General features: G+C 54.0%; 21 protein-coding genes, 3 tRNA genes and 3 rRNA genes. 17 read left to right on the plus strand and 10 right to left on the minus strand.

Going from position 1 to position 24,700, the window contains the following annotated elements; all coding sequences use genetic code 11:
* Nucleotides 1-14 precede the first annotated feature (14 nt).
* The 3 genes from F0320_RS03735 (at nt 15) to tilS (ending at nt 3,950) form a co-directional block, all read left to right on the plus strand.
* Entirely contained in the window at nt 15-2,147 is a 2,133-nt protein-coding gene (locus tag F0320_RS03735) for a lysine decarboxylase LdcC (protein ID WP_126328816.1), read from the plus strand.
* A gap of 65 nt (nt 2,148-2,212) precedes the next feature.
* Nucleotides 2,213-2,602, plus strand: a complete 390-nt coding sequence (locus F0320_RS03740) for a VOC family protein (protein WP_029741193.1) — start codon at nt 2,213-2,215, stop codon at nt 2,600-2,602.
* A gap of 58 nt (nt 2,603-2,660) precedes the next feature.
* Nucleotides 2,661-3,950 (plus strand): tRNA lysidine(34) synthetase TilS, encoded by a 1,290-nt coding sequence (tilS, locus tag F0320_RS03745; RefSeq protein WP_126328815.1) that lies wholly within the window; start codon nt 2,661-2,663, stop codon nt 3,948-3,950.
* A 28-nt stretch (nt 3,951-3,978) separates the two neighbouring features.
* On the opposite strand, the gene rof is transcribed toward tilS, so the two are convergent.
* Both rof and F0320_RS03755 read right to left on the minus strand, forming a co-directional pair.
* Nucleotides 3,979-4,239, minus strand: a complete 261-nt coding sequence (gene rof, locus F0320_RS03750) for a Rho-binding antiterminator (protein ID WP_008501890.1) — start codon at nt 4,237-4,239, stop codon at nt 3,979-3,981.
* The gene (locus F0320_RS03755; RefSeq protein WP_008501889.1) at nt 4,226-4,426 is read right to left on the minus strand and encodes a YaeP family protein; all 201 of its coding nucleotides are present in this window, start codon (nt 4,424-4,426) and stop codon (nt 4,226-4,228) included. The genes rof and F0320_RS03755 overlap by 14 nt, the downstream gene beginning before the upstream one ends.
* A gap of 196 nt (nt 4,427-4,622) precedes the next feature.
* Here F0320_RS03755 and F0320_RS03760 point away from each other — a divergent pair, with 196 nt between their 5' ends.
* The 3 genes from F0320_RS03760 to nlpE are packed head-to-tail and all read left to right on the plus strand — an operon-like array spanning nt 4,623 to nt 6,320.
* Nucleotides 4,623-5,168 (plus strand): YaeQ family protein, encoded by a 546-nt coding sequence (locus F0320_RS03760; protein ID WP_126328814.1) that lies wholly within the window; start codon nt 4,623-4,625, stop codon nt 5,166-5,168.
* Complete coding sequence (arfB, locus tag F0320_RS03765; RefSeq protein ID WP_126328992.1) at nt 5,165-5,587, plus strand: alternative ribosome rescue aminoacyl-tRNA hydrolase ArfB; 423 nt, start codon at nt 5,165-5,167, stop codon at nt 5,585-5,587. The genes F0320_RS03760 and arfB overlap by 4 nt, the downstream gene beginning before the upstream one ends.
* 34 nt (nt 5,588-5,621) lie before the next feature.
* A complete protein-coding gene (gene nlpE, locus F0320_RS03770) occupies nt 5,622-6,320 on the plus strand; it encodes an envelope stress response activation lipoprotein NlpE (protein WP_126328813.1) in 699 nt (232 codons plus the stop codon).
* Nucleotides 6,321-6,367: 47 nt separating this feature from the next.
* Here the strand turns inward: nlpE and proS are convergent, their stop codons facing one another.
* The 6 genes from proS to metN form a co-directional block, all read right to left on the minus strand.
* Nucleotides 6,368-8,086, minus strand: a complete 1,719-nt coding sequence (gene proS / locus F0320_RS03775) for a proline--tRNA ligase (RefSeq protein WP_126328812.1) — start codon at nt 8,084-8,086, stop codon at nt 6,368-6,370.
* A 111-nt stretch (nt 8,087-8,197) separates the two neighbouring features.
* The gene (tsaA, locus tag F0320_RS03780) at nt 8,198-8,905 is read right to left on the minus strand and encodes a tRNA (N6-threonylcarbamoyladenosine(37)-N6)-methyltransferase TrmO (RefSeq protein ID WP_126328811.1); all 708 of its coding nucleotides are present in this window, start codon (nt 8,903-8,905) and stop codon (nt 8,198-8,200) included.
* On the minus strand, nt 8,902-9,306 hold the full coding sequence (rcsF, locus tag F0320_RS03785; protein WP_008501883.1) for an Rcs stress response system protein RcsF: 405 nt from the start codon (nt 9,304-9,306) through the stop codon (nt 8,902-8,904). Before rcsF ends, tsaA begins: the two co-directional genes overlap by 4 nt.
* A gap of 106 nt (nt 9,307-9,412) precedes the next feature.
* Nucleotides 9,413-10,228 (minus strand): methionine ABC transporter substrate-binding lipoprotein MetQ, encoded by an 816-nt coding sequence (gene metQ / locus F0320_RS03790; RefSeq protein WP_014168729.1) that lies wholly within the window; start codon nt 10,226-10,228, stop codon nt 9,413-9,415.
* Nucleotides 10,229-10,268: 40 nt separating this feature from the next.
* Nucleotides 10,269-10,922 (minus strand): methionine ABC transporter permease MetI, encoded by a 654-nt coding sequence (locus F0320_RS03795; RefSeq protein WP_014168730.1) that lies wholly within the window; start codon nt 10,920-10,922, stop codon nt 10,269-10,271.
* Complete coding sequence (gene metN, locus F0320_RS03800) at nt 10,915-11,946, minus strand: methionine ABC transporter ATP-binding protein MetN (protein ID WP_047651461.1); 1,032 nt, start codon at nt 11,944-11,946, stop codon at nt 10,915-10,917. Before metN ends, F0320_RS03795 begins: the two co-directional genes overlap by 8 nt.
* Nucleotides 11,947-12,134: 188 nt before the next feature.
* On the opposite strand from metN, the gene gmhB reads away from it, so the two are divergent.
* The 8 genes from gmhB (at nt 12,135) to dkgB (ending at nt 19,228) form a co-directional block, all read left to right on the plus strand.
* Nucleotides 12,135-12,701 carry a D-glycero-beta-D-manno-heptose 1,7-bisphosphate 7-phosphatase gene (gmhB, locus tag F0320_RS03805; protein WP_008501879.1) on the plus strand — a complete coding sequence of 189 codons (567 nt, stop codon included), beginning with the start codon at nt 12,135-12,137 and terminating at the stop codon, nt 12,699-12,701.
* Nucleotides 12,702-13,069: 368 nt separating this feature from the next.
* Nucleotides 13,070-14,609: ribosomal RNA gene (locus tag F0320_RS03810) — 16S ribosomal RNA — on the plus strand.
* A 69-nt stretch (nt 14,610-14,678) separates the two neighbouring features.
* Nucleotides 14,679-14,755, plus strand: a tRNA-Ile gene (locus F0320_RS03815).
* Nucleotides 14,756-14,797: 42 nt separating this feature from the next.
* Nucleotides 14,798-14,873 (plus strand) — tRNA-Ala (locus F0320_RS03820).
* Nucleotides 14,874-15,043: 170 nt separating this feature from the next.
* Nucleotides 15,044-17,949, plus strand: a 23S ribosomal RNA gene (locus F0320_RS03825).
* A gap of 67 nt (nt 17,950-18,016) precedes the next feature.
* A 5S ribosomal RNA gene (rrf, locus tag F0320_RS03830) occupies nt 18,017-18,132 on the plus strand.
* Together the 16S, 23S and 5S rRNA genes with 3 tRNA genes alongside form the textbook arrangement of a ribosomal RNA operon.
* A 55-nt stretch (nt 18,133-18,187) precedes the next feature.
* Nucleotides 18,188-18,264, plus strand: a tRNA-Asp gene (locus F0320_RS03835).
* A 160-nt stretch (nt 18,265-18,424) separates the two neighbouring features.
* Entirely contained in the window at nt 18,425-19,228 is an 804-nt protein-coding gene (gene dkgB / locus F0320_RS03840) for a 2,5-didehydrogluconate reductase DkgB (protein ID WP_126329158.1), read from the plus strand.
* A 29-nt stretch (nt 19,229-19,257) separates the two neighbouring features.
* On the opposite strand, the gene yafC is transcribed toward dkgB, so the two are convergent.
* On the minus strand, nt 19,258-20,163 hold the full coding sequence (yafC, locus tag F0320_RS03845) for a DNA-binding transcriptional regulator YafC (protein ID WP_126329157.1): 906 nt from the start codon (nt 20,161-20,163) through the stop codon (nt 19,258-19,260).
* Between the two features lie 104 nt (nt 20,164-20,267).
* Between yafC and F0320_RS03850 the strand changes: the two genes are divergently transcribed.
* The 3 genes from F0320_RS03850 (at nt 20,268) to F0320_RS03860 (ending at nt 23,229) form a co-directional block, all read left to right on the plus strand.
* Complete coding sequence (locus F0320_RS03850) at nt 20,268-21,443, plus strand: MFS transporter (RefSeq protein WP_126329156.1); 1,176 nt, start codon at nt 20,268-20,270, stop codon at nt 21,441-21,443.
* Nucleotides 21,444-21,579: 136 nt separating this feature from the next.
* Nucleotides 21,580-22,380: an endonuclease/exonuclease/phosphatase family protein gene (locus tag F0320_RS03855; RefSeq protein WP_047653284.1), complete on the plus strand. Its 801-nt coding sequence runs from the start codon at nt 21,580-21,582 to the stop codon at nt 22,378-22,380.
* Nucleotides 22,381-22,455: 75 nt separating this feature from the next.
* Entirely contained in the window at nt 22,456-23,229 is a 774-nt protein-coding gene (locus F0320_RS03860) for a class I SAM-dependent methyltransferase (RefSeq protein WP_126329155.1), read from the plus strand.
* Between the two features lie 52 nt (nt 23,230-23,281).
* On the opposite strand, the gene mltD is transcribed toward F0320_RS03860, so the two are convergent.
* Nucleotides 23,282-24,646 (minus strand): murein transglycosylase D, encoded by a 1,365-nt coding sequence (gene mltD, locus F0320_RS03865; RefSeq protein WP_032661729.1) that lies wholly within the window; start codon nt 24,644-24,646, stop codon nt 23,282-23,284.
* Between the last annotated feature and the right edge of the window lie 54 nt (nt 24,647-24,700).

Below are 24,700 nucleotides of genomic sequence, written 5' to 3' on the forward strand. Positions count from 1 at the left end.
AAAGGAGGAAGCCCATGAATATCATTGCCATTATGGGGCCACACGGCGTCTTTTATAAAGATGAGCCGATTAAGGAGCTTGAGCACGCCCTGCAGTCGCGCGGGTATCAGCTAATCTGGCCGCACAACAGCGCCGACCTGCTGAAGTTCATCGAGCATAATCCACGTATCTGCGGCGTGATCTTCGACTGGGATGAATATGACCTCGAACTGTGCAGCGATATCAACAAGCTGAACGAATATCTCCCGCTGTACGCGTTTATTAATACCCACTCAACCATGGACGTCAGCGCCAATGATATGCGTATGGCGCTGTGGTTCTTTGAATATTCCCTCGGCGTGGCGGAAGATATTGCGACCCGAATTCAGCAATACACGAATGAATATCTCGATAACATCACTCCGCCCTTTACCCGCGCGCTCTTTACCTACGTGAAGGAGGGGAAATATACCTTCTGTACGCCAGGCCATATGGCGGGGACGGCCTACCAAAAAAGCCCGGTGGGCTGCCTGTTCTATGATTTCTTCGGTGGCAACACGCTGAAAGCGGACGTGTCGATTTCAGTCACCGAACTAGGCTCTCTGCTGGATCACACCGGCCCGCATCTGGAAGCCGAAGAGTATATCGCCCGCACCTTTGGGGCCGAGCAGAGCTATATGGTGACCAACGGCACCTCGACCTCGAACAAAATCGTCGGGATGTACGCTGCGCCTGCGGGCAGCACCCTGCTGATTGACCGTAACTGCCATAAGTCGCTGGCTCACCTGCTGATGATGAGCGACGTCGTACCGCTCTGGCTGTCGCCCACGCGTAACGCGCTCGGTATTCTTGGCGGCATTCCGCGCCGGGAGTTCACCCACGAAGCCATTGAAAGCAAGGTCGCGGCAATTCCAGGCGCAAGCTGGCCTGTCCATGCGGTGATCACCAACTCCACCTACGACGGTCTGCTGTACAACACGAACTGGATCAAAAAGACGCTTGACGTGCCGTCGATCCACTTCGACTCCGCGTGGGTGCCGTACACCAATTTCCACCCGATTTACGCGGGGAAAAGCGGAATGAGCGGTGAACGCGTGCCGGGTAAAGTGTTCTTCGAAACGCAGTCGACGCATAAAATGCTGGCGGCGTTTTCCCAGGCTTCGCTTATTCACATCAAAGGCGAGTACGACGAAGACACATTCAACGAAGCCTTTATGATGCATACCACCACCTCACCGAGCTACCCGCTGGTGGCCTCCATTGAAACGGCCGCGGCGATGCTGCGCGGCAATCCGGGCAAACGTCTCATCAATCGTTCGGTGGAACGTGCGCTGCATTTCCGCAAAGAGGTTCAGCGGCTGAAAGATGAAGCCGACGGCTGGTTCTTTGATATCTGGCAGCCGGAAGAGATTGATGAAGCAGAATGCTGGCCCGTCTCGCCCGGCGAAGACTGGCATGGCTTCCGGGATGCCGATAGCGACCATATGTTCCTCGACCCGGTAAAAGTGACGATCCTGACGCCGGGTATGGATGAGCAGGGCATAATGAGCGAGGAAGGTATTCCGGCCGCGCTGGTCGCGAAATTCCTTGATGAACGTGGCGTGGTGGTGGAGAAAACCGGTCCCTATAACCTGCTGTTCCTGTTCAGCATTGGGATCGACAAAACCCGGGCGATGGGATTGCTGCGCGGGCTGATGGAGTTTAAGCGAGCCTACGATCTCAACCTGCGGGTGAAGAACATACTGCCGGATCTCTACGCGGAGGATCCTGACTTCTATCGTAATATGCGTATTCAGGATCTGGCCCAGGGGATCCACAGGCTGATCCGTCAGCACGATCTGCCGCGTCTGATGCTTCAGGCGTTCGATGTCTTACCCGAGATGAAATTTACCCCGCACAAGGCATGGCAGCGCCAGGTGAAAGGGGAGGTCGAAACCGTTGAGCTGGAAAACCTGGTCGGGCGCGTATCGGCCAACATGATCCTGCCTTACCCGCCGGGCGTTCCGCTCCTGATGCCGGGAGAGATGATTACCGAAGAGAGTCGGGCCGTGCTCGATTTCCTGCTAATGCTCTGTTCGGTAGGGCGCCACTATCCCGGTTTTGAGACGGATATCCACGGTGCGAAGCGCGACGAGAACGGCGTTTACTGGGTGCGAGTCCTAAAATAAGGGTGACCGCTTGCCAGGCGCGGGTTTTCGGTTGTAACGTTCAGGCATCATAAAAAGGAGAAGCTATGCTGGGTTTAAAACAGGTTCATCATATTGCGATCATTGCGACCGATTACGCGAAAAGTAAGGCCTTCTACTGCGACATCCTGGGCTTTACGCTCATGAGCGAGGCCTACCGCGAGGAGCGCGACTCCTGGAAGGGCGACCTGGCGTTAAACGGGCAGTATGTGATTGAACTGTTCTCTTTTCCTTTTCCGCCTGCGCGTCCGTCCCGGCCGGAAGCCTGTGGCCTGCGTCATCTTGCCTTCAGCGTCGATGACCTGGATAGCGCAGTTAAGCATCTGGAAGCGCACGGTGTGACGTGTGAAGCGATCCGCGTCGATCCGTTCACCGACAAGCGCTTTACCTTTTTCAACGATCCGGACGGCCTGCCGCTGGAGCTTTATCAGCAGTAATCTTCGTCCTGTGTGATAATGCCCGCTCAGTTCGGGCATTTTTTATGTGTAATTCCCTATGACCTTACCCGCTATCGCACAAGCCGTTTCACCGTACCGCCAGCTGCTGGTGGGGTTTAGCGGTGGCCTGGATTCCACCGTGTTGCTGCATCGCCTTAAGCTTTGGCGCGATCGGGAACCTGACGTCCAGCTACGGGCGATGCATATTCATCACGGATTAAGTCCTCACGCAGAGGAGTGGGTGGCGCACTGCGAAGCCTTGTGTGCAGCCTGGTCGATCCCGCTCATCGTTGAGCGCGTTATGCTTGCGGAGGAAGGACTGGGCATCGAGGCGCAGGCACGTAAAGCCCGCTATGCCGCGTTTGCCGGGGCATTACGTACTGGAGAAGCGCTGGTCACGGCCCAGCATCTGGACGATCAGTGCGAAACCTTTCTGCTGGCGCTTAAGCGGGGCAGCGGGCCGGCGGGGCTTTCTGCCATGCCGGCGCGTTCGGCATTTGCCGGCACAACGTTACTGCGCCCGCTGCTTGGCGAGACGCGTGCCTCACTGGAAGCCTGGGCGCGAGAGCATCAGCTGAGCTGGATCGAAGATGAGAGTAACCAGGATGACGGCTATGATCGTAACTTCCTGCGTCTGCGCGTCCTCCCGCTATTGAGCGAGCGCTGGCCGCATTTCGCCGACGCGACGGCAAGAAGCGCCATGCTGTGCGCCGAACAGGAATCGCTGCTGGACGAGCTGTTAAGTGACGAACTCGCTGAACTGATTTCAAAAGACGGAGCGCTGGCCATTGCACCGCTGACAGCGATGAGTCCGGTGCGTCGCGCCGCGCTGCTACGACGCTGGCTGGCCTCTCATGATGCTACGATGCCGTCGCGGACAATGCTGAGCCGTATCTGGGACGAAGTCGCTCTGGCGCGGGATGATGCTTCCCCGTGCGTCCAACTGAACGGGTTTGAGGTTAGACGCTATAAAGGGGAACTCTGGTGGATAAAATCCATGCCCTCGCTGACCAATGTCGTGCTCGACTGGCTTTCTCCTGACGCGCCCCTGATATTGCCCTGTGAGGCAGGACGCGTTTCTCTTCTTTCGTCTGGTCATGTGCGGCTGCCGAAGCCCGATGAACCGGTCACCGTGCGCTTTAAGGCTGGCGGCATGCTGCATATCGTCGGGCGCAACGGGGGCCGGAAGCTGAAGAAAATATGGCAGGAGTGTAACGTGCCGCCGTGGCTGCGCGACACCACGCCGCTGCTGTTCTACGGTGAAGCGCTGATTGCTGCTGCAGGGGTGTTCATCACGGAAGAGGGGTGGTCAGAAGAGGGGGCCCGTTTTGAGTGGCAGAAAGCGTAACGGGCAGCCAGGCTGCCCGTTAGTGTCATCAGGATTCGCTCACCACGACGGTGCCGATTTGCGGGTGGCTGAAGCTGGCTATTTTGTCCAGACGCAGCTCACGCGTCGCACCGGCGTCTTCCACTATCAGGTATTCCACATTTTTACGTGAAACCAGATCGCTGGCTTTCGCCTTCAACACTTCGCCATCTTTTAGCTCCAGCGTCAGTAATAAATGATGCTGGCAGGCGAGTTCGAGGTTGTCATAGTCATCACAATTGATGGGTTGATAAGTATCATTCATCGACATAATCGCTCACCAGTAAATTCGCCGCAGCATACGCTGCTTTTTCCCTGACCGACTCTGAAAGGCTCTCATCAGAGGCCACTTCATTAAGCACTTTCAATACACAGCCCAACGCGTCCGGGACATACCCCAGATCTCCGCTGGCGATTTCCGCATACCGTTTGCGAATTAACTCACAATAATTATTCACATCCCCTCCCGCCAGCGCACTGACTTACTGTGAGATATCATTAAGCCTACGAAGATAAACTCGGTTTAGCAAGGTGACTATACCATACTCATTTAAGCAATATCAGCGCCTTGATAGCGGTGTATTTATCACCCCAAAACAGCCTTTTGCCGTGGTTTTCGCTACAATGAGTGCCTGATTCGAATGGAGTTCTCTCATGGCGCTGAAAGCGACAATTTATAAAGCAGTGGTCAATGTGGCCGATCTGGATCGCAACCAGTTCCTCGACGCGTCGCTTACGCTGGCACGCCACCCCTCCGAAACCCAGGAGCGCATGATGCTGCGCCTGCTGGCATGGATTAAGTATGCCGACGAACGTCTGCAATTTACCCGTGGGTTAAGCGCAGAAGACGAGCCTGAAGCCTGGCTGCGCAACGATCATCTGGGTATCGATTTGTGGATAGAACTCGGCCTGCCGGACGAGCGCAGAATTAAGAAGGCCTGCACCCAGTCCGCTGAAGTGGCCTTATTCGCTTATAATCAGCGCGCTGCGGAGATTTGGTGGCAGCAAAACAAGAGCAAGTGCGGACAGTTTAAAAATCTCACGGTCTGGTATCTGGATGATGAGCAGCTGGCGCAGCTGAGCGAGTTCGCCAGCCGGACCATGGTTTTGCAGGCGACGATTCAGGATGGCGCCATCTGGCTCTCTGACTCTAAGAATAATCTGGAAATTCATTTAACAGCGTGGCAACCCGCGTCATGATCGTCTTGTCCCGAAACGTCAGCATTCCTGACAACGAGCTGGAGATCACCGCCATCCGTGCGCAGGGGGCTGGCGGGCAGCACGTCAACAAGGCGTCGACGGCTATCCATTTGCGTTTTGACATTCGGGCCTCAAGCCTGCCAGAGTCTTATAAAGAAAGCCTGCTTGCCGCCAGCCATCACCTGATCACCAGCGATGGCGTGATTGTGATCAAAGCCCAGGAGCACCGCAGCCAGGAGCTCAACCGGGAAGCGGCGATAGCCAGGCTGGTGGCGGTTATCAAAGAGTTAACGGCAGTACAAAAAAGCCGCCGGGCAACGCGGCCAACCCGCGCATCGAAAGAGCGTCGGTTGTCCTCGAAGGCCCAAAAATCCACAGTGAAAGCACTACGCGGTAAAGTTCGTCGCCCGACAGAGTGACGAAAGGGAACACACTTTTCATAAGGAATTCATTGTGAAAAAAGTATTATGGTCAGCGCTGGCAGCGAGTACGCTGTTTGCGCTTTTTGGGTGTAACAACCGCTCCGAAACGCAGGTTTTACAACCCACGCAAACGGAAGAATTAAAACCAATGCAGCAAAGCTGGCGCGGCGTATTGCCTTGCGCGGACTGCGAAGGCATTGAAACGTCGCTGTTCCTGCAAAAAGATGGCACCTGGGTGATGAATCAGCGCTATCAGGGTGCAAAAGAGCCTTCTTCTTTTGCAACTTATGGAACATGGGCGCGTACGGCGGAGAAGCTGGTCCTGACGGATACCACCGGTGAGAAAACCTTTTTCCGCGCTAAAGGCGAGGGGATGGAGATGCTTGACCGCGAAGGCAACCCGATTGAATCCCAATTCAACTTCACGCTGGCGCCGGTAAAAGCGGCTCTGCCTGCCACGCCGATGGCGATGCGGGGGATGTACTTCTATATGGCGGATGCGGCGATCTTTACCGACTGCGCAACCGGCAAGAAGGTTAGCGTGGCAAACAATGCGCAGCTTGAACGTGATTACGCTGTGGCGCGCGGTAATGACAGCAAGCCGATATTGCTGACGGTGGATGGTCACTTTACGCTGGAGCCAAACCCGGATAGCGGAGAGATGGTGAAAACGCTGGTGGCGGATAAAGACGCGAAATTTGTAGCGGGTAAAGACTGTAACAGTAAATAAGCCGACGCTGAGCCATTAAAAAACCCCGCCTGAGCGGGGTTTTTTGTTTAGCCTTTGATGGCTTTCACCAGGTAATCAAGAATGTCGCCGGTCTTGATCATCTGTTTTTCGCCGCTGCGACGGTATTTGTATTCAATCTCATCGCTGTCGAGGTTACGGTCGCCGATGACGACGGTGTGCGGAATACCGATCAGTTCCATATCGGCAAACATCACGCCCGGACGCTCTTTACGGTCATCCATCAGCACTTCGATACCCTGAGCGCGCAGCTCGGAATACAGCTTCTCGGCCAGTTCCTGCACGCGGTAAGACTTGTGCATGTTCATTGGCAGAATGGCCACCTGGAACGGCGCAATATTGTCCGGCCAGACGATGCCGCGTTCGTCGTAGTTCTGCTCAATCGCCGCAGCCACCACGCGCGTCACACCGATACCGTAGCAACCCATGGTCAGGATCTGGTTACGGCCATCTTCACCCTGAACAGCCGCGTTCAGCGCGCGAGAGTATTTATCACCCAGCTGGAAGATGTGACCGACTTCGATGCCGCGCTTAATCATCAGGGTACCCTGGCCGTCCGGGCTTGGATCGCCTGCAACCACGTTACGGATGTCAGCCACTTCCGGCGTCGCCACGTCGCGATCCCAGTTGATGCCGAAGTAGTGTTTACCGTCGATGTTCGCACCGGCGGAGAAGTCGCTCATTGCAGCAACCGTGCGGTCAATAACAACCGGCACCGGCAGATTGACGGGACCCAGTGAACCTGGACCCGCATTCACCACGGCGCGGATTTCCGCTTCCGTTGCGAACGTCAGCGGGCTGGCTACCTGCGGCAGCTTTTCGGCTTTTACTTCGTTCAGCTCATGATCGCCACGCACCAGCAGGGCAACCAGCGGGTAAGCGCTGCCTTCGGTGGATTTTACCAGCAGCGTTTTCACGGTTTTTTCGACAGGCAGATTGAATTGCTCAACCAGCTCGGCAATGGTTTTCGCGTTTGGCGTATCAACCAGCGTCATCTCTTGCGTTGCCGTGCCGCGTGGCTCTTTTGGTGCCAGCGCTTCTGCAAATTCGATGTTCGCCGCGTAGTCTGAAGAGTCAGAGAAGATCACATCGTCTTCACCGCTCTGCGCCAGTACCTGGAACTCATGGGAGGCGCTACCGCCGATGGAGCCGGTATCAGCCTGCACAGCGCGGAAATCCAGACCCATGCGGGAGAATATTTTGCTGTATGCCGCGTACATTGCGTCGTACGTCTCTTGCAGGGATTCCTGAGAGGTATGGAAAGAGTAGGCATCTTTCATCAGGAATTCGCGAGAGCGCATGACGCCGAAACGTGGGCGAACTTCGTCACGGAACTTGGTCTGGATCTGGAAGAAGTTCAGCGGCAGCTGTTTGTAAGAGCTCAGCTCGTTACGAATCAGGTCGGTAATGACTTCTTCATGCGTTGGGCCGAGAACGAACGGACGCTCGCCGCGATCGACGAAGCGCAGCAGTTCAGGACCATATTGCTCCCAACGGCCGCTCTCCTGCCACAGGTCAGCGGGCTGAACCACAGGCATGGACACCTCGATAGCACCGGCGTTGTTCATCTCTTCACGCACGATGTTTTCGACTTTTTTCAGGACGCGCACGCCGGTCGGCAGCCAGGTGTATAACCCGGAGGCCAGCTTGCGGATCATCCCGGCGCGCAGCATCAGCTGATGGCTGATCACTTCGGCGTCGGCAGGCGTCTCCTTCAGAGTGGAGAGCAGATATTGGCTAGTACGCATGTTGTTACGGTTCCATTTCGACGATTGGAACAGGCTGAAACACCAGCCTGACACAAAAAAGTGGTTTAGTTTACCAGTGTGGCAAAGATGCCAAAAGAGAGGAGAACAAAATTACCTGGGTTCAAGGGCAAACACTTCAAAACCTGCCCCGGTGACGCGCCAGCGAACGTTGAAATCAAGTAGCCAGACGGCGTACGTTTTTCCTTCTTCCTCTTCTTTACGGTAGGCCGGACGCGGGTCCTGTGCCAAAACTTCGGTGATGAAATCCCGTAAGCGAGGATAGCGTTTCTCCAGCTGACCGAGCTGCGCGGTTATCTCTGGCGTAAAATACACAGGCATATCCGCCTGCGGCGCGTCCTGAGCATAACTTGCACGCGCGTCCGGGAGCGCTTCGGCGAAGGGCAAATAGGGTTTTATGTCGATTACCGGCGTGCCGTCTACCAGGTCGAGGCTACCTAACTCAAGTATCACCCGATCTTTCTGGCAGCGTATGCCTTTCAGTTCAACCAGCGACATTCCAATCGGGTTTGGGCGGAAGGTCGAGCGCGTCGCAAACACGCCCATTCTCGCATTTCCGCCAAGACGAGGAGGGCGCACGGTAGGTCGCCAGCCGCCTTCCATCGTCTGGTGAAACACGAACACCACCCATAAATGGCTGAAAGTCTCGAGCCCGCGTACCGCATCGGCCTGATTGTAAGGCGCAATCAGGTGAAGCTCACCGCTTCCGCTGGTGACCAGACCGGGCTGGCGGGGGACGGCGAACTTCTCTTTATAAGGAGAGTGGATAACGCCTATCTGCTCGAACTGAAATGCACTCATTTCGCCGTGATGTTCAGCGCAGAACCGATGCAAACCGCCTGACGGTAGCAGCCCGGCGTGCCGCTGGTGACTTCGCAGCTGTGCAGCAGGACCGCGTTAGCTTTCATTTTTGCGGCATTAATCTGCATGCGTTTACGCGCTGTCGGAATATTCGGTGGTGAGTCCTGATTGGTCGCCTGGCAGGATTCGCCGCTCACTTCGCCCAGTTCACGGAACGGTTTACCGACGAGTTCGTCCGCTTTCGTGATAATGCGAACCGGCGCAGGGCGAACCACTTTCGGTTTCGCAGGCTCGGTCTTTGGCGGGGTTGCCGTGCTTTGAACAGGTTCAACGGGAGATCTGCTTAGCATAGAACAGCCGCTCAGCATGAGTGCTAAAAGACAGATCGGTAAAGCACGCATAATAGTTCCTCAATGGATAATCAAAACGTCAGATATTGAATCAGTTGACTGCACAAATGACAAGACGGGCATAAGCCCGTCCTGATGATATTACACTGAGGTGAGATTACCAGCCTTTAACAGCGCCGCCGTTAAACACTTTGTTGGCTTCCTGGTAAACTTCATCTGACTGATAGGCCTGAACGAATTTCTTCACGTTTTCCGCGTCCTTGTTGTCTTCGCGAGTCACGATCAGGTTAACGTACGGGGAGTCTTTATCTTCAACGAAGATACCGTCTTTGGCTGGCGTCAGGCCAATCTGGCTGGCGTAAGTGGTGTTGATAACGGCCAGAGCAATCTGCGCATCGTCCAGAGAACGTGGCAGCTGCGGTGCTTCCAGTTCAACAATTTTCAGATTTTTCGGGTTCTCGGTGACGTCCAGAACGGTTGGCAGCAGGCCAACACCGTCTTTCAGTTTGATCAGGCCCACTTTCTGCAGCAGCAGCAGGGAACGGCCAAGGTTAGTTGGGTCGTTAGGGACGGCAACCTGAGAGCCCGGCTGCAGTTCGTCCAGTGATTTAATTTTCTTAGAGTAACCGGCAATTGGATAAACGAAGGTGTTACCGACACCCACCAGTTTATAACCGCGATCTTTGATCTGCTGATCCAGATATGGCTTATGCTGGAAGGCGTTAGCGTCGATATCGCCTTTGCTCAGCGCTTCGTTCGGCAGAACGTAATCGTTAAAGGTTACCAGCTCCACGTCCAGGCCATATTTCTCTTTCGCCACTTTCTGAGCAACTTCCGCAACCTGCTGTTCTGCACCCACGATAACGCCCACTTTAATGTGGTTTGGATCTTTTTCGTCCTGACCGCAACCCACCAGTGCCAGAGAGCCGATCAGCGCGCCTACTGCTGCGAAGGTCTTTAATTTAAACGCCATGTTTTATCCTTAACTCGTAGAGTTTGTGTTGTGTGTAACGTTATTTGTGAGTAACGGTCCGGACGATGCGATCGCCGGAGAACTGGATTAAATAAACCAGAACAACCAGCAATACCAGTACGGTATTCATCACGGTCGCGTTATATCCAATATACCCGTACTGGTAACCAATCTGACCTAAACCGCCAGCGCCAACTGCGCCACCCATTGCGGAATAACCGACCAGCGTGATGAGCGTGATGGTTGCCGCGTTCACCAGGCCTGGCAGTGCTTCCGGGAGCAGAACTTTGCGGACGATCTGCATCGGCGTTGCGCCCATCGCGCGTGAGGCTTCGATCAAACCTGTTGGGATCTCCAGCAGGGCGTTTTCCACCATACGGGCGATAAACGGCGCAGCCCCCACGGTCAGCGGAACAATGGCCGCCTGCAGTCCGATAGACGTTCCGACGATCACGCGGGTAAACGGAATCATCCACACCAGCAGAATAATGAAGGGAATAGAACGGAAGATGTTCACCAGCGCGGAGAGCGTACGGTACAGTTTCGCGTTCTCAATGATTTGACCCGGACGCGTCACGTACAGCAATACGCCGACCGGCAGGCCAATCACAAAACCAAAGAAGCCAGAGACAAAGGTCATTGCCAGCGTTTCCCAAACGCCGCGAACCAGCAGCCACATCATCGGCTCAGACATAACCCAGTACCTCTACTTTTACGTGGTGTTCCTGCAGCCAGGCAATTGCGGCCTGGGTTTCTTCTTGTGTGCCGTGCATTTCTGTCAGCATGATGCCGAACTTCACGCCACCTGCGTAATCCATCTGCGCGCTGATGATGTTGTTGTTCACGTTAAAGCGACGCGCGGTTTCGGAAAGCAGGGGAGCGTCAACGGACTGACCGGTGAACTCCATACGCAGCATCGGGACGCTGTTTGCTTCGGGTTCGGTTTTCAAACGCTCCAGATAATCTTCCGGAATATCCAGATGCAGCGTGGACTGGATGAACTGCTGTGCCAGCGGCGTCTTCGGATGCGAGAACACTTCACTTACCGTGTCCTGCTCGATCAGTTCACCGTTGCTGATGACCGCCACGCAGTCGCAGATGCGTTTCACCACGTCCATCTCATGTGTAATAAGGAGGATCGTCAGGCCCAGGCGACGGTTAATGTCTTTCAGCAGTTCCAGAATCGAACGCGTGGTGGCCGGATCCAGTGCGCTGGTGGCTTCATCGCACAGCAGTACCTTAGGATTACTTGCCAGCGCGCGGGCAATGGCCACACGCTGCTTTTGCCCACCGGACAGATTTGCCGGGTAGCTATCATGCTTATCGCCCAGACCCACGAGGTCGAGCAGCTCGGTAACGCGACGCTTCACTTCTTCTTTCGGCGTGTTATCCAGCTCAAGCGGCAGGGCAACGTTGCCGAACACGGTGCGGGAAGCCAGCAGGTTAAAGTGCTGGAAGATCATGCCAATCTGACGACGCGCTTTGGTGAGTTCTTTCTCTGAGAGGGCGGTAAGTTCCTGGCCGCCAACTTCTACGCTGCCCTGGGTTGGGCGCTCAAGCAGGTTAACACAACGAATCAGCGTGCTTTTACCTGCACCTGATGCGCCAATGACGCCATAAATTTGACCAGCAGGAACATGCAGGCTGACGTTGTTCAGCGCCTGAATGGTTCGGTTCCCCTGCTGGAACACTTTGGTGATATTGGAAAGTTTAATCATTAGATTATTTTTATCGTATGTAAGTTAGCCGTGGCATTTTCTTCTGCCAGATACGGGTGATGACCGTAAACAAAACGGATGTTAAGGCATCCAGACGTCTAAATCAATCCAACTCTGTACGATGAGCACTTTATTGCGCTGCGATTCATGAGATACTAGTCGAACATGCCTTTTTCAGGAGCAAACCGGTGGCAAAATCAGTACCCGCAATTTTTCTCGATCGTGACGGCACTATTAATGTGGATCACGGTTATGTCCATGAGATTGATGAGTTCGAGTTTATCGAGGGCGTAATAGATGCCATGCGCCAGCTGAAAGAGATGGGTTATGCGCTGGTGGTTGTGACGAACCAGTCCGGTATTGCACGCGGTAAATTCACCGAAGCGCAGTTCGAGACGCTGACGGAATGGATGGACTGGTCGTTGGCCGACCGCGGTGTGGATCTCGACGGCATCTACTATTGTCCTCACCATCCGCAGGGAACCGTTGAAGCGTATCGTCAGACCTGTGACTGCCGTAAGCCGCATCCGGGGATGTTCATCTCTGCACAGGAGTTCCTGCACATCGATATGGCTGCTTCTTATATGGTGGGCGATAAACTGGAAGATATGCAGGCAGCAGCAGCAGCGGGTGTAGGGACCAAAATATTAGTTCGCACCGGTAAGCCAGTGACGCCAGAAGCAGAAAATGCAGCGGATTGGGTGATTAATAGTCTGGCCGATCTGCCAAAAGAGATTAAAAAGCACCAAAAATAGCTTTTTTGGCGAAAAGATGAGCGGTTGAAATAAAAATGCATTTTTCCGCTTGTCATTCCTCGGCGGCCCCCTATAATGCGCCTCCATCGACACGGCGGATGTGAATCACTTCACAAACAGCCCGGTCGGTTGAAGAGAAAAAATCCTGAAATAACGGGTTGACTCTGAAAGAGGAAAGCGTAATATACGCCACCTCGCAACGGTGAGCGAAAGCCGCGTTGCACTGCTCTTTAACAATTTATCAGACAATCTGTGTGGGCACTCAAAGTGACATGGATTCTTAACGTCCTCGGACGAAAAATGAATACCAAGTCTCTGAGTGAACATGCGTAATTCATTACGAAGTTTAATTCACGAGCATCAAACTTAAATTGAAGAGTTTGATCATGGCTCAGATTGAACGCTGGCGGCAGGCCTAACACATGCAAGTCGAGCGGTAACACAGGGAGCTTGCTCCCGGGTGACGAGCGGCGGACGGGTGAGTAATGTCTGGGAAACTGCCTGATGGAGGGGGATAACTACTGGAAACGGTAGCTAATACCGCATAACGTCGCAAGACCAAAGAGGGGGACCTTCGGGCCTCTTGCCATCAGATGTGCCCAGATGGGATTAGCTAGTAGGTGGGGTAACGGCTCACCTAGGCGACGATCCCTAGCTGGTCTGAGAGGATGACCAGCCACACTGGAACTGAGACACGGTCCAGACTCCTACGGGAGGCAGCAGTGGGGAATATTGCACAATGGGCGCAAGCCTGATGCAGCCATGCCGCGTGTATGAAGAAGGCCTTCGGGTTGTAAAGTACTTTCAGCGGGGAGGAAGGCGATAAGGTTAATAACCTTGTCGATTGACGTTACCCGCAGAAGAAGCACCGGCTAACTCCGTGCCAGCAGCCGCGGTAATACGGAGGGTGCAAGCGTTAATCGGAATTACTGGGCGTAAAGCGCACGCAGGCGGTCTGTCAAGTCGGATGTGAAATCCCCGGGCTCAACCTGGGAACTGCATTCGAAACTGGCAGGCTAGAGTCTTGTAGAGGGGGGTAGAATTCCAGGTGTAGCGGTGAAATGCGTAGAGATCTGGAGGAATACCGGTGGCGAAGGCGGCCCCCTGGACAAAGACTGACGCTCAGGTGCGAAAGCGTGGGGAGCAAACAGGATTAGATACCCTGGTAGTCCACGCCGTAAACGATGTCGACTTGGAGGTTGTGCCCTTGAGGCGTGGCTTCCGGAGCTAACGCGTTAAGTCGACCGCCTGGGGAGTACGGCCGCAAGGTTAAAACTCAAATGAATTGACGGGGGCCCGCACAAGCGGTGGAGCATGTGGTTTAATTCGATGCAACGCGAAGAACCTTACCTACTCTTGACATCCAGAGAACTTAGCAGAGATGCTTTGGTGCCTTCGGGAACTCTGAGACAGGTGCTGCATGGCTGTCGTCAGCTCGTGTTGTGAAATGTTGGGTTAAGTCCCGCAACGAGCGCAACCCTTATCCTTTGTTGCCAGCGGTCCGGCCGGGAACTCAAAGGAGACTGCCAGTGATAAACTGGAGGAAGGTGGGGATGACGTCAAGTCATCATGGCCCTTACGAGTAGGGCTACACACGTGCTACAATGGCGCATACAAAGAGAAGCGACCTCGCGAGAGCAAGCGGACCTCATAAAGTGCGTCGTAGTCCGGATTGGAGTCTGCAACTCGACTCCATGAAGTCGGAATCGCTAGTAATCGTAGATCAGAATGCTACGGTGAATACGTTCCCGGGCCTTGTACACACCGCCCGTCACACCATGGGAGTGGGTTGCAAAAGAAGTAGGTAGCTTAACCTTCGGGAGGGCGCTTACCACTTTGTGATTCATGACTGGGGTGAAGTCGTAACAAGGTAACCGTAGGGGAACCTGCGGTTGGATCACCTCCTTACCTTAAAGAACCTGCCTTTGTAGTGCTCACACAGATTGTCTGATGAAAAACAGCAGTAAAAATCTCTGCAGGCTTGTAGCTCAGGTGGTTAGAGCGCACCCCTGATAAGGGTGAGGTCGGTGGTTCAAGTCCACTCAGGCCTACCAGACTCCTTTTAAAGGATGAGCGGTACAGAGATTGCAAACGATGGGGCTATAGCTCAGCTGGGAGAGCGCCTGCTTTGCACGCAGGAGGTCTGCGGTTCGATCCCGCATAGCTCCACCATCTTTTACTGCGAACCCAAGAAAACTTCAGAGTGAACCTGAAAAGGTGCACTGCGAAGTTTTGCTCTTTAAAAATCTGGATCAAGCTGAAAATTGAAACGACACACATGTTATGTGTGTTCGAGTCTCTCAAATTTTCGCAATCAGAAGTGAAACATCTTCGGGTTGTGAGGTTAAGCGACTAAGCGTACACGGTGGATGCCCTGGCAGTCAGAGGCGATGAAGGACGTGCTAATCTGCGAAAAGCGCCGGCGAGGTGATATGAACCTTTGACCCGGCGATGTCCGAATGGGGAAACCCAGTGCAATTCGTTGCACTATCGTTAACTGAATACATAGGTTAACGAGGCGAACCGGGGGAACTGAAACATCTAAGTACCCCGAGGAAAAGAAATCAACCGAGATTCCCCCAGTAGCGGCGAGCGAACGGGGAGCAGCCCAGAGTCTGAATCAGCTTGTGTGTTAGTGGAAGCGTCTGGAAAGTCGCACGGTACAGGGTGACAGTCCCGTACACGAAAGCACACAGGCTGTGAACTCGAAGAGTAGGGCGGGACACGTGGTATCCTGTCTGAATATGGGGGGACCATCCTCCAAGGCTAAATACTCCTGACTGACCGATAGTGAACCAGTACCGTGAGGGAAAGGCGAAAAGAACCCCGGCGAGGGGAGTGAAAAAGAACCTGAAACCGTGTACGTACAAGCAGTGGGAGCACCTTCGTGGTGTGACTGCGTACCTTTTGTATAATGGGTCAGCGACTTATATTCTGTAGCAAGGTTAACCGTATAGGGGAGCCGAAGGGAAACCGAGTCTTAACTGGGCGTTAAGTTGCAGGGTATAGACCCGAAACCCGGTGATCTAGCCATGGGCAGGTTGAAGGTTGGGTAACACTAACTGGAGGACCGAACCGACTAATGTTGAAAAATTAGCGGATGACTTGTGGCTGGGGGTGAAAGGCCAATCAAACCGGGAGATAGCTGGTTCTCCCCGAAAGCTATTTAGGTAGCGCCTCGTGAACTCATCTTCGGGGGTAGAGCACTGTTTCGGCTAGGGGGCCATCCCGGCTTACCAACCCGATGCAAACTACGAATACCGAAGAATGTTATCACGGGAGACACACGGCGGGTGCTAACGTCCGTCGTGAAGAGGGAAACAACCCAGACCGCCAGCTAAGGTCCCAAAGTCATGGTTAAGTGGGAAACGATGTGGGAAGGCACAGACAGCCAGGATGTTGGCTTAGAAGCAGCCATCATTTAAAGAAAGCGTAATAGCTCACTGGTCGAGTCGGCCTGCGCGGAAGATGTAACGGGGCTAAACCATGCACCGAAGCTGCGGCAGCGACGCTTATGCGTTGTTGGGTAGGGGAGCGTTCTGTAAGCCGTTGAAGGTGGCCTGTGAGGGTTGCTGGAGGTATCAGAAGTGCGAATGCTGACATAAGTAACGATAAAGCGGGTGAAAAGCCCGCTCGCCGGAAGACCAAGGGTTCCTGTCCAACGTTAATCGGGGCAGGGTGAGTCGACCCCTAAGGCGAGGCCGAAAGGCGTAGTCGATGGGAAACAGGTTAATATTCCTGTACTTGGTGTTACTGCGAAGGGGGGACGGAGAAGGCTATGTTAGCCGGGCGACGGTTGTCCCGGTTTAAGCATGTAGGCGGAGGTTCCAGGTAAATCCGGTACCTTTTTAACGCTGAGGTGTGATGACGAGGCACTACGGTGCTGAAGTAACAAATGCCCTGCTTCCAGGAAAAGCCTCTAAGCATCAGGTAACACGAAATCGTACCCCAAACCGACACAGGTGGTCAGGTAGAGAATACCAAGGCGCTTGAGAGAACTCGGGTGAAGGAACTAGGCAAAATGGTGCCGTAACTTCGGGAGAAGGCACGCTGATATGTAGGTGAAGCCCCTGCGGGTGGAGCTGAAATCAGTCGAAGATACCAGCTGGCTGCAACTGTTTATTAAAAACACAGCACTGTGCAAACACGAAAGTGGACGTATACGGTGTGACGCCTGCCCGGTGCCGGAAGGTTAATTGATGGGGTTAGCGGTAACGCGAAGCTCTTGATCGAAGCCCCGGTAAACGGCGGCCGTAACTATAACGGTCCTAAGGTAGCGAAATTCCTTGTCGGGTAAGTTCCGACCTGCACGAATGGCGTAATGATGGCCAGGCTGTCTCCACCCGAGACTCAGTGAAATTGAACTCGCTGTGAAGATGCAGTGTACCCGCGGCAAGACGGAAAGACCCCGTGAACCTTTACTATAGCTTGACACTGAACACTGGTCCTTGATGTGTAGGATAGGTGGGAGGCTTTGAAGCGTGGACGCCAGTCTGCGTGGAGCCGCCCTTGAAATACCACCCTTTAATGGCTGGTGTTCTAACGTAGACCCGTAATCCGGGTTGCGGACAGTGTCTGGTGGGTAGTTTGACTGGGGCGGTCTCCTCCCAAAGAGTAACGGAGGAGCACGAAGGTTAGCTAATCCTGGTCGGACATCAGGAGGTTAGTGCAATGGCATAAGCTAGCTTGACTGCGAGAGTGACGGCTCGAGCAGGTGCGAAAGCAGGTCATAGTGATCCGGTGGTTCTGAATGGAAGGGCCATCGCTCAACGGATAAAAGGTACTCCGGGGATAACAGGCTGATACCGCCCAAGAGTTCATATCGACGGCGGTGTTTGGCACCTCGATGTCGGCTCATCACATCCTGGGGCTGAAGTAGGTCCCAAGGGTATGGCTGTTCGCCATTTAAAGTGGTACGCGAGCTGGGTTTAGAACGTCGTGAGACAGTTCGGTCCCTATCTGCCGTGGGCGCTGGAGAATTGAGGGGGGCTGCTCCTAGTACGAGAGGACCGGAGTGGACGCATCACTGGTGTTCGGGTTGTCATGCCAATGGCACTGCCCGGTAGCTAAATGCGGAAAAGATAAGTGCTGAAAGCATCTAAGCACGAAACTTGCCCCGAGATGAGTTCTCCCTGACCCTTTAAGGGTCCTGAAGGAACGTTGAAGACTACGACGTTGATAGGTCGGGTGTGTAAGCGCAGCGATGCGTTGAGCTAACCGATACTAATGAACCGTGAGGCTTAACCTTACAACGCCGAAGGTGTTTTGGCGAAGAGAGACACGATTTTCAGCCTGATACAGATTAACAGAATTTGCCTGGCGGCTTTAGCGCGGTGGTCCCACCTGACCCCATGCCGAACTCAGAAGTGAAACGCCGTAGCGCCGATGGTAGTGTGGGGTCTCCCCATGTGAGAGTAGGGAACTGCCAGGCATCAAATTAAGTAGTAAGCCGGTGCATAAATCCGGTGGTTACAGCAGTCTTCGGTGGAGCGGTAGTTCAGTCGGTTAGAATACCTGCCTGTCACGCAGGGGGTCGCGGGTTCGAGTCCCGTCCGTTCCGCCACTTATTAAAAGCCCTGAGCTCACGCTCAGGGCTTTTTTCTTATCTGACGTTTAATTATTGCGAAATTAGCAAAAATCCTCTGCGTTTTGCGATCTTTTTCTCTATAACAACGCCAGCGATAATCATCCTCAGTTTACGAACATAATGATTGAGGAATAGTATGACTCTCCCTGCATTTGGTCTGGGCACTTTCCGCCTGAAAGACGACGTTGTTATCGCATCGGTTAAAACCGCACTCGAACAGGGCTATCGTGCGGTTGATACGGCACAGATCTATGAAAATGAAGCTGCCGTTGGACAAGCTCTCGAAGAGAGCGGTGTACCGCGTAACGAACTGTTTATCACCACGAAAATCTGGATTGAGAATCTCAGCAAAGATAAGCTGATCCCTAGCCTGAAAGAGAGTCTGAAAAAGCTGCGTACTGACTACGTGGATCTGACGCTGATCCACTGGCCCTCACCGAACGATGCCGTTTCTGTGGAAGAATTCATGCAGACACTTCTGGAAGCGAAAGCTCAGGGCTTAACCCGCGAAATTGGGATCTCCAACTTCACCATCCCGCTGATGGAAAAAGCCATTGCTGCTGTTGGCGCAGAAAATATCGCGACCAACCAGATTGAGCTGTCTCCCTACCTGCAAAACCGCAAAGTCGTGGACTGGGCAAAACAGCACGGGATCCACATCACCTCCTATATGACGCTGGCCTACGGTAAAGCGCTGAAAGATGAAGTGATTACGCGTATCGCAGAGAAACATAACGCGACTGCCGCGCAGGTGATTCTGGCATGGGCAATGGGTGAAGGTTATGCCGTGATCCCATCATCAACTAAGCGTGAAAACCTGGCCAGCAACCTGTTAGCAGCGGATCTTCATCTGGATGCAGATGATAAAAAAGCGATCGCCGCACTTGAATGCAACGATCGCCTGGTCAGCCCGGAAGGTTTAGCTCCTGACTGGGATTAAGTTTGACCCACCCTCTGTAACCTGAACCCTCACGCAGCTCCTCCGGGAGCTGTTTTTATATGTTCACTCAGGAAGTCAATAAAGGCGCGAATGCGCGTGCTTACCGCTCTGTCACTGTAATACACCGCGCTAAAAGGCATTTCGACCGGCAGACGTTTATCGGCCATTAGCTCCACCAGTTCACCCCGGGCTATCTCCTTGTCAATCATATAGTCTGACAAGCAGGCGATACCATTTCCTTCAAGACACAGCTGCTTCAGCGTTTCCCCGCTGTTTGAGGATAATCCGCAGGTAATCTCATGAAGTTGACCATCATGACAGGCGACAGGCCAGGTGTTCAGCGACACCGGCTCCGTAAAGCCAAGGCACAGATGCTGCTTCAATTCTTCAACCGTCTCCGGTTTACCATGTTCGGCAATATACTCTGGTGATGCGATAATTTTGCGGTAGCTGGCAAACAGAGGGCGGGCACGCAAGCTTGAATCTGTCAGGGTTCCCGCCCGGATAGCCACATCCACTTTCCGCTCGATGAGGTTGATAAACGTCTCTGAGGAGACCAGCGAAAGCGTCATCTCAGGATAGCGTTCGCGGAAAGGTTTGATCAGCGGCATCAGAAAGTGAAGCACGACCGGCGTTGCCGCATCAATGCGCAGTAATCCACGCGGCGTACTGCGGGTCTCCATAATCTCCGTCTCCGCTGCGGCCATCTCCTGCAGTACCGACTGCACGCGGCGGAAGTAACGCTCTCCTTCTTCCGTCAGGCTCAGCTGCCGCGTCGTACGGTTGAGCAGACTCACTCCAAGCTTCATCTCCAGTTTTTTTACCGAACGGCTGATAGCCGAGTTAGCCTGTCCCAGCTGTTCGGCCGCGCGGCTAAAGCTGCCGCTTTCAACGACGGCGACAAAGATTGTCAGCTCTTCCGATGTTGCTTTCATTGTTGCACCACCTGCAAAATTCTATTGATATTTTGACCGTTTTTGTTATTTAAGCACTGGCGCATACTGCCTGTCATCTTAATCCTGATGATACGGAGTATTTTATGCCACTGGCGCTACTTGCCCTGACGATCAGTGCCTTTTCAATTGGCACGACCGAATTTGTTATCGTGGGCCTGGTTCCCACTATTGCTAACCAGCTTGCGATCTCGTTGCCCTCCGCTGGGTTGCTGGTGTCTATCTACGCCCTTGGCGTCGCCGTCGGTGCGCCAGTGCTGACGGCCCTGACCGGGCGTTTTCCGCGTAAGCAGCTGTTAGTCGCGCTGATGGTGCTGTTTACCGCCGGCAACGTTCTGGCCTGGCAGGCGCCGGACTACACCACGCTGGTGATTGCCCGTCTGTTAACCGGCCTTGCACACGGCGTGTTTTTCTCGATAGGTTCCACCATTGCGACCAGCCTGGTACCCAAAGAGAAAGCGGCTTCAGCGATTGCGATTATGTTTGGTGGGCTGACCGTCGCACTCGTTACGGGCGTACCGTTGGGAACGTTTATCGGACAACACTTCGGCTGGCGTGAAACGTTCCTTGCCGTCTCCTTACTGGGTGTAATCGCCCTGGTGGCCAGCCTGCTGCTGGTGCCGTCGAATATTCCTGGTCGGGCGAGCGCCAGCCTGCGCGATCAGCTGAAGGTACTCACGCATCCGCGTTTGCTGATCATCTATGCGGTTACGGCACTGGGTTATGGCGGCGTATTCACCGCTTTCACCTTCCTGGCGCCGATGATGCAGGACCTGGCGGGCTTCTCACCCAATGCCGTGAGCTGGATTTTGCTGGGATACGGTATTTCCGTTGCGATTGGCAATATCTGGGGCGGCAAGCTTGCGGATAAGCATGGCGCGGTACCAGCGCTGAAATTCATCTTCGCCGCCCTGGTGGTTCTGCTGATGATTTTCCAGTTCACGGCTTCGGTACAGTACGCCGCGCTGGTCACCGTGCTGGTCATGGGGATCTTCGCCTTTGGTAATGTGCCCGGGCTGCAGGTCTACGTTGTCCAGAAAGCCGAGCTTTATACGCCTAATGCGGTGGATGTGGCTTCCGGCCTGAATATTGCCGCTTTTAATATTGGCATCGCGCTGGGCTCCATCATTGGTGGGCAAACCGTCGAACACTTCGGATTAACCCAGACCCCGTGGATTGGTGCGGTGATTGTCCTGGTGGCCTTCCTGCTGATTGGCCTGAGTGGACGTCTCGATAAGCCAGCACGGGTGGCGCTGGGGTAACATCAGTAAGTGCTTGCTTACAAAACTGGAAAGCGGTTTCTCAGAAATTGCGTTGAAAGTATGACCTAAAGTCCCTATAACATTAGAACCAGTCCGTTTTCCGGGCTGGTTCATGTTACAGAGGCTGTTTCCAAAAGTGCGAAAGAATACCTATGCCATGCGTTATGTTGCCGGAATGCCCGCGGAGAGAATTATGCCTCCGGGGTCATTTGCGAGTATTAGCCAGGCATTACCCGCCGGGACGCCGTTAAGCAGCGATGATAAAATTCGGGTCCTGGTGTGGAATATCTTTAAACAGCAGCGCGCGGAGTGGTTATCCGTGCTGAAGAATTTCGGCAAAGATGCCCATCTGGTTCTGCTCCAGGAGGCACAAACCACCCCTGAACTGGTACGCTTTGCCACCACGAACTATCTTGCCGCCGATCAGGTGCCGGCATTTGTCCTGCCGCAACACCCCTCCGGTGTGATGACGCTTTCAGCAGCACATCCGGTCTATTGCTGTCCACTGCGCGAACGTGAACCGATCCTGCGTCTGGCAAAATCGGCGCTGGTGACGGTTTATCCGCTGCCGGACACCCGAATGCTGATGGTCGTGAATATCCATGCGGTAAATTTCAGTCTGGGCGTGGATGTCTACAGTAAGCAGTTACTTCCGATCGGCGATCAGATTGCCCATCACAGCGGGCCCATCATTATGGCCGGCGATTTCAATGCCTGGAGCCGTCCGCGCATGAATGCGCTGTATCGCTTTGCGCGCGAAATGTCGCTGCGTGAAGTTCGTTTTAGCGATGACCAGCGCAAAAAAGCCTTTGGTCGTCCTCTCGATTTTGTCTTCTATCGTGGTTTGAGCGTGCACGATGCCTCGGTTCTGGTGACGCGCGCTTCGGATCATAACCCTCTACTAGTTGAATTCAGTCCCGGCAAACCTGATAAATAATGGTGTGTCAGGTCTGCCGTGGGGCAGGCCTGCGCGGGTGCTGCCCTTTATTTTTCACTCACAAAGGACAGTACGATGACAACAACACGCTCCCATCATGACAACGTAGAAAAACAGTTTGGTTCTCAGGCAAGTGCCTATCTGAGCAGCGCCGTGCATGCTTCTGGCCGCGATCTGGTGCGTCTCGGTGAACGTCTGGCGGCGTTCCCGCAGGCGCACGTTCTGGATTTAGGCTGCGGGGCAGGGCATGCCAGCTTTACGGCTGCGCAGCAGGTCGCGCACGTTACCGCGTATGACTTATCCAGCCAGATGCTGGACGTCGTTGCCGGGGCGGCGAAAGTGAAGGGGCTGGACAACATCGATACGCGCCAGGGCTATGCCGAATCCTTACCGTTCGAAGATGCGTCGTTTGAAGTGGTAATCAGCCGTTATTCCGCGCATCACTGGCATGATGTCGGCCAGGCATTGCGCGAGGTCAAACGTGTTCTTAAGCCGGGCGGCACCTTCATCATTATGGATGTAATGTCTCCTGGACACCCGGTACGCAATATCTGGCTGCAGACGGTAGAAGCGCTGCGTGATACCTCGCACGTGCAAAACTACGCCAGCGGAGAGTGGTTGTCGCTTATCACTGAAGCGGGGCTGATCGCGCGTGCGTTGATTACCGATCGCTTACCGCTGGAGTTCAGCTCCTGGATCGCGCGTATGCGCACCCCGGAAGCATTGAGCCAGGCGATCAGGCTCTATCAGGAGAGTGCGTCCGCGGAGGTAAAGGCGTACTTTGAACTGCAGGAAGATGGATCGTTTACCAGCGATACCATCATGGCCGAAGCGCAAAAAGCGGAATAAACAAAAAAGGCACCGAGGGGAATCGGTGCCTTTTTATCTTTCGATCGTGTTATCAGGAGTCTGGCGTCGCGCTGTTCTTCACAAACAGCGTCAGCTGGTCGCCAGGTTTCAGATTGTCAGTATCATTGTTCCAGCGCATCACATCCTTGATGTTTACGCCGTGCCGTTTTGCGATACTGGACAGTGAATCGCCCTTGCGCACGCGATAGGTAATGCTATCGCTGTTGCTGGCGAGACGCTGTGCGCTGCTACCTGCACCCACCGTCAGAGTCTGACCCACTTTCAGGCCGGAGCTGCGCAGGTTATTCCACTGCTGCAGATCTTTCGCATTCACGCCAAGACGTGACGCAATGCCCGAAAGCGTATCACCTGAACGAACCTTATAGCTGCGGCTGTTAACTGATGATGCATCCGCGATCAGCGTTGACTGAACGGCGGCGATTTCACCAGAAGCTAAAGACTCACGTAACTGCTCAGCATGTTTCTGCGGAACCATTACATACTGCGGGCCACTTGCCCCCAGGGTTGAGCCTTTAACGCCAGCATTAAAGGTTTTCAATTTACTTACCGACATACCCGTCATATCAGCAACCTGTTGAATATCAACCGGATTACTGAGGCGAACACGCGCCAGTGCACGACTTTCGTCTGGTGTTGGCAGTTGTACACCGTAACGCTTGCTGTTCTTGAGAATATCGCTCAATGCCAGCATTTTCGGTACGTAAATCTTTGTTTCCTGTGGCAGTGAGAGCGACCAAAAATCGGTGGATTTACCCCGTGCTTTATTCGCTTTCATTGCCTTCAGTACACGACCTTCGCCACTATTATACGCTGCGACCGTTAACAGCCAGTCGCCGTCAAACATCTTGTTCAGACGTTGCATCATGTCGAGAGCGGCTGTCGTTGAAGCGACAACATCGCGACGCGCATCATAGTTGCGGGTCTGTTTCAGACCATAGTTTCGCCCGGTGCTCGGAATGATCTGCCAAATGCCTGCGGCATTGGCGCCAGACGTCGCGTGTGGGTCAAAAGCGCTCTCCACTATGGGTAGGAGTACCAGCTCCATAGGCATGTTACGTTTCTTAACTTGCCCGGCTATCCAGTACATATACGGCTCTGCCCGTAACGTTACATCGTGGAGATAGCTCTTATTACTTAAATACTTCTGTTTCTGTTCGCGAATCCGGGGATTTTCCGGAATTCCCATCTTTAGCTCGTCGCCAATAGAGGTCCACAAGTCTTGATCCTGCGCGTAAGATGTTCCATCGTCCATCCAGCGCGCCGAACTTGCAAACTTCCCTGCTTCCCCTTGACCAGCCGCAGAAAGGCTCTGTGCGTGCTGTTGTACGTTGCTGCCGTTTTGCGACTGGCAACCTACAAGCAGGACAGAGGCGAGTAATATCGCTTTTGCCTTCATGTGTGTGTCAATAGTTGCTTAAAAGACGAGCGATGATAACGGCGAAATTTTGAA

It is taken from the genome of Enterobacter dykesii (assembly GCF_008364625.2).
Lineage (GTDB): Bacteria > Pseudomonadota > Gammaproteobacteria > Enterobacterales > Enterobacteriaceae > Enterobacter > Enterobacter dykesii.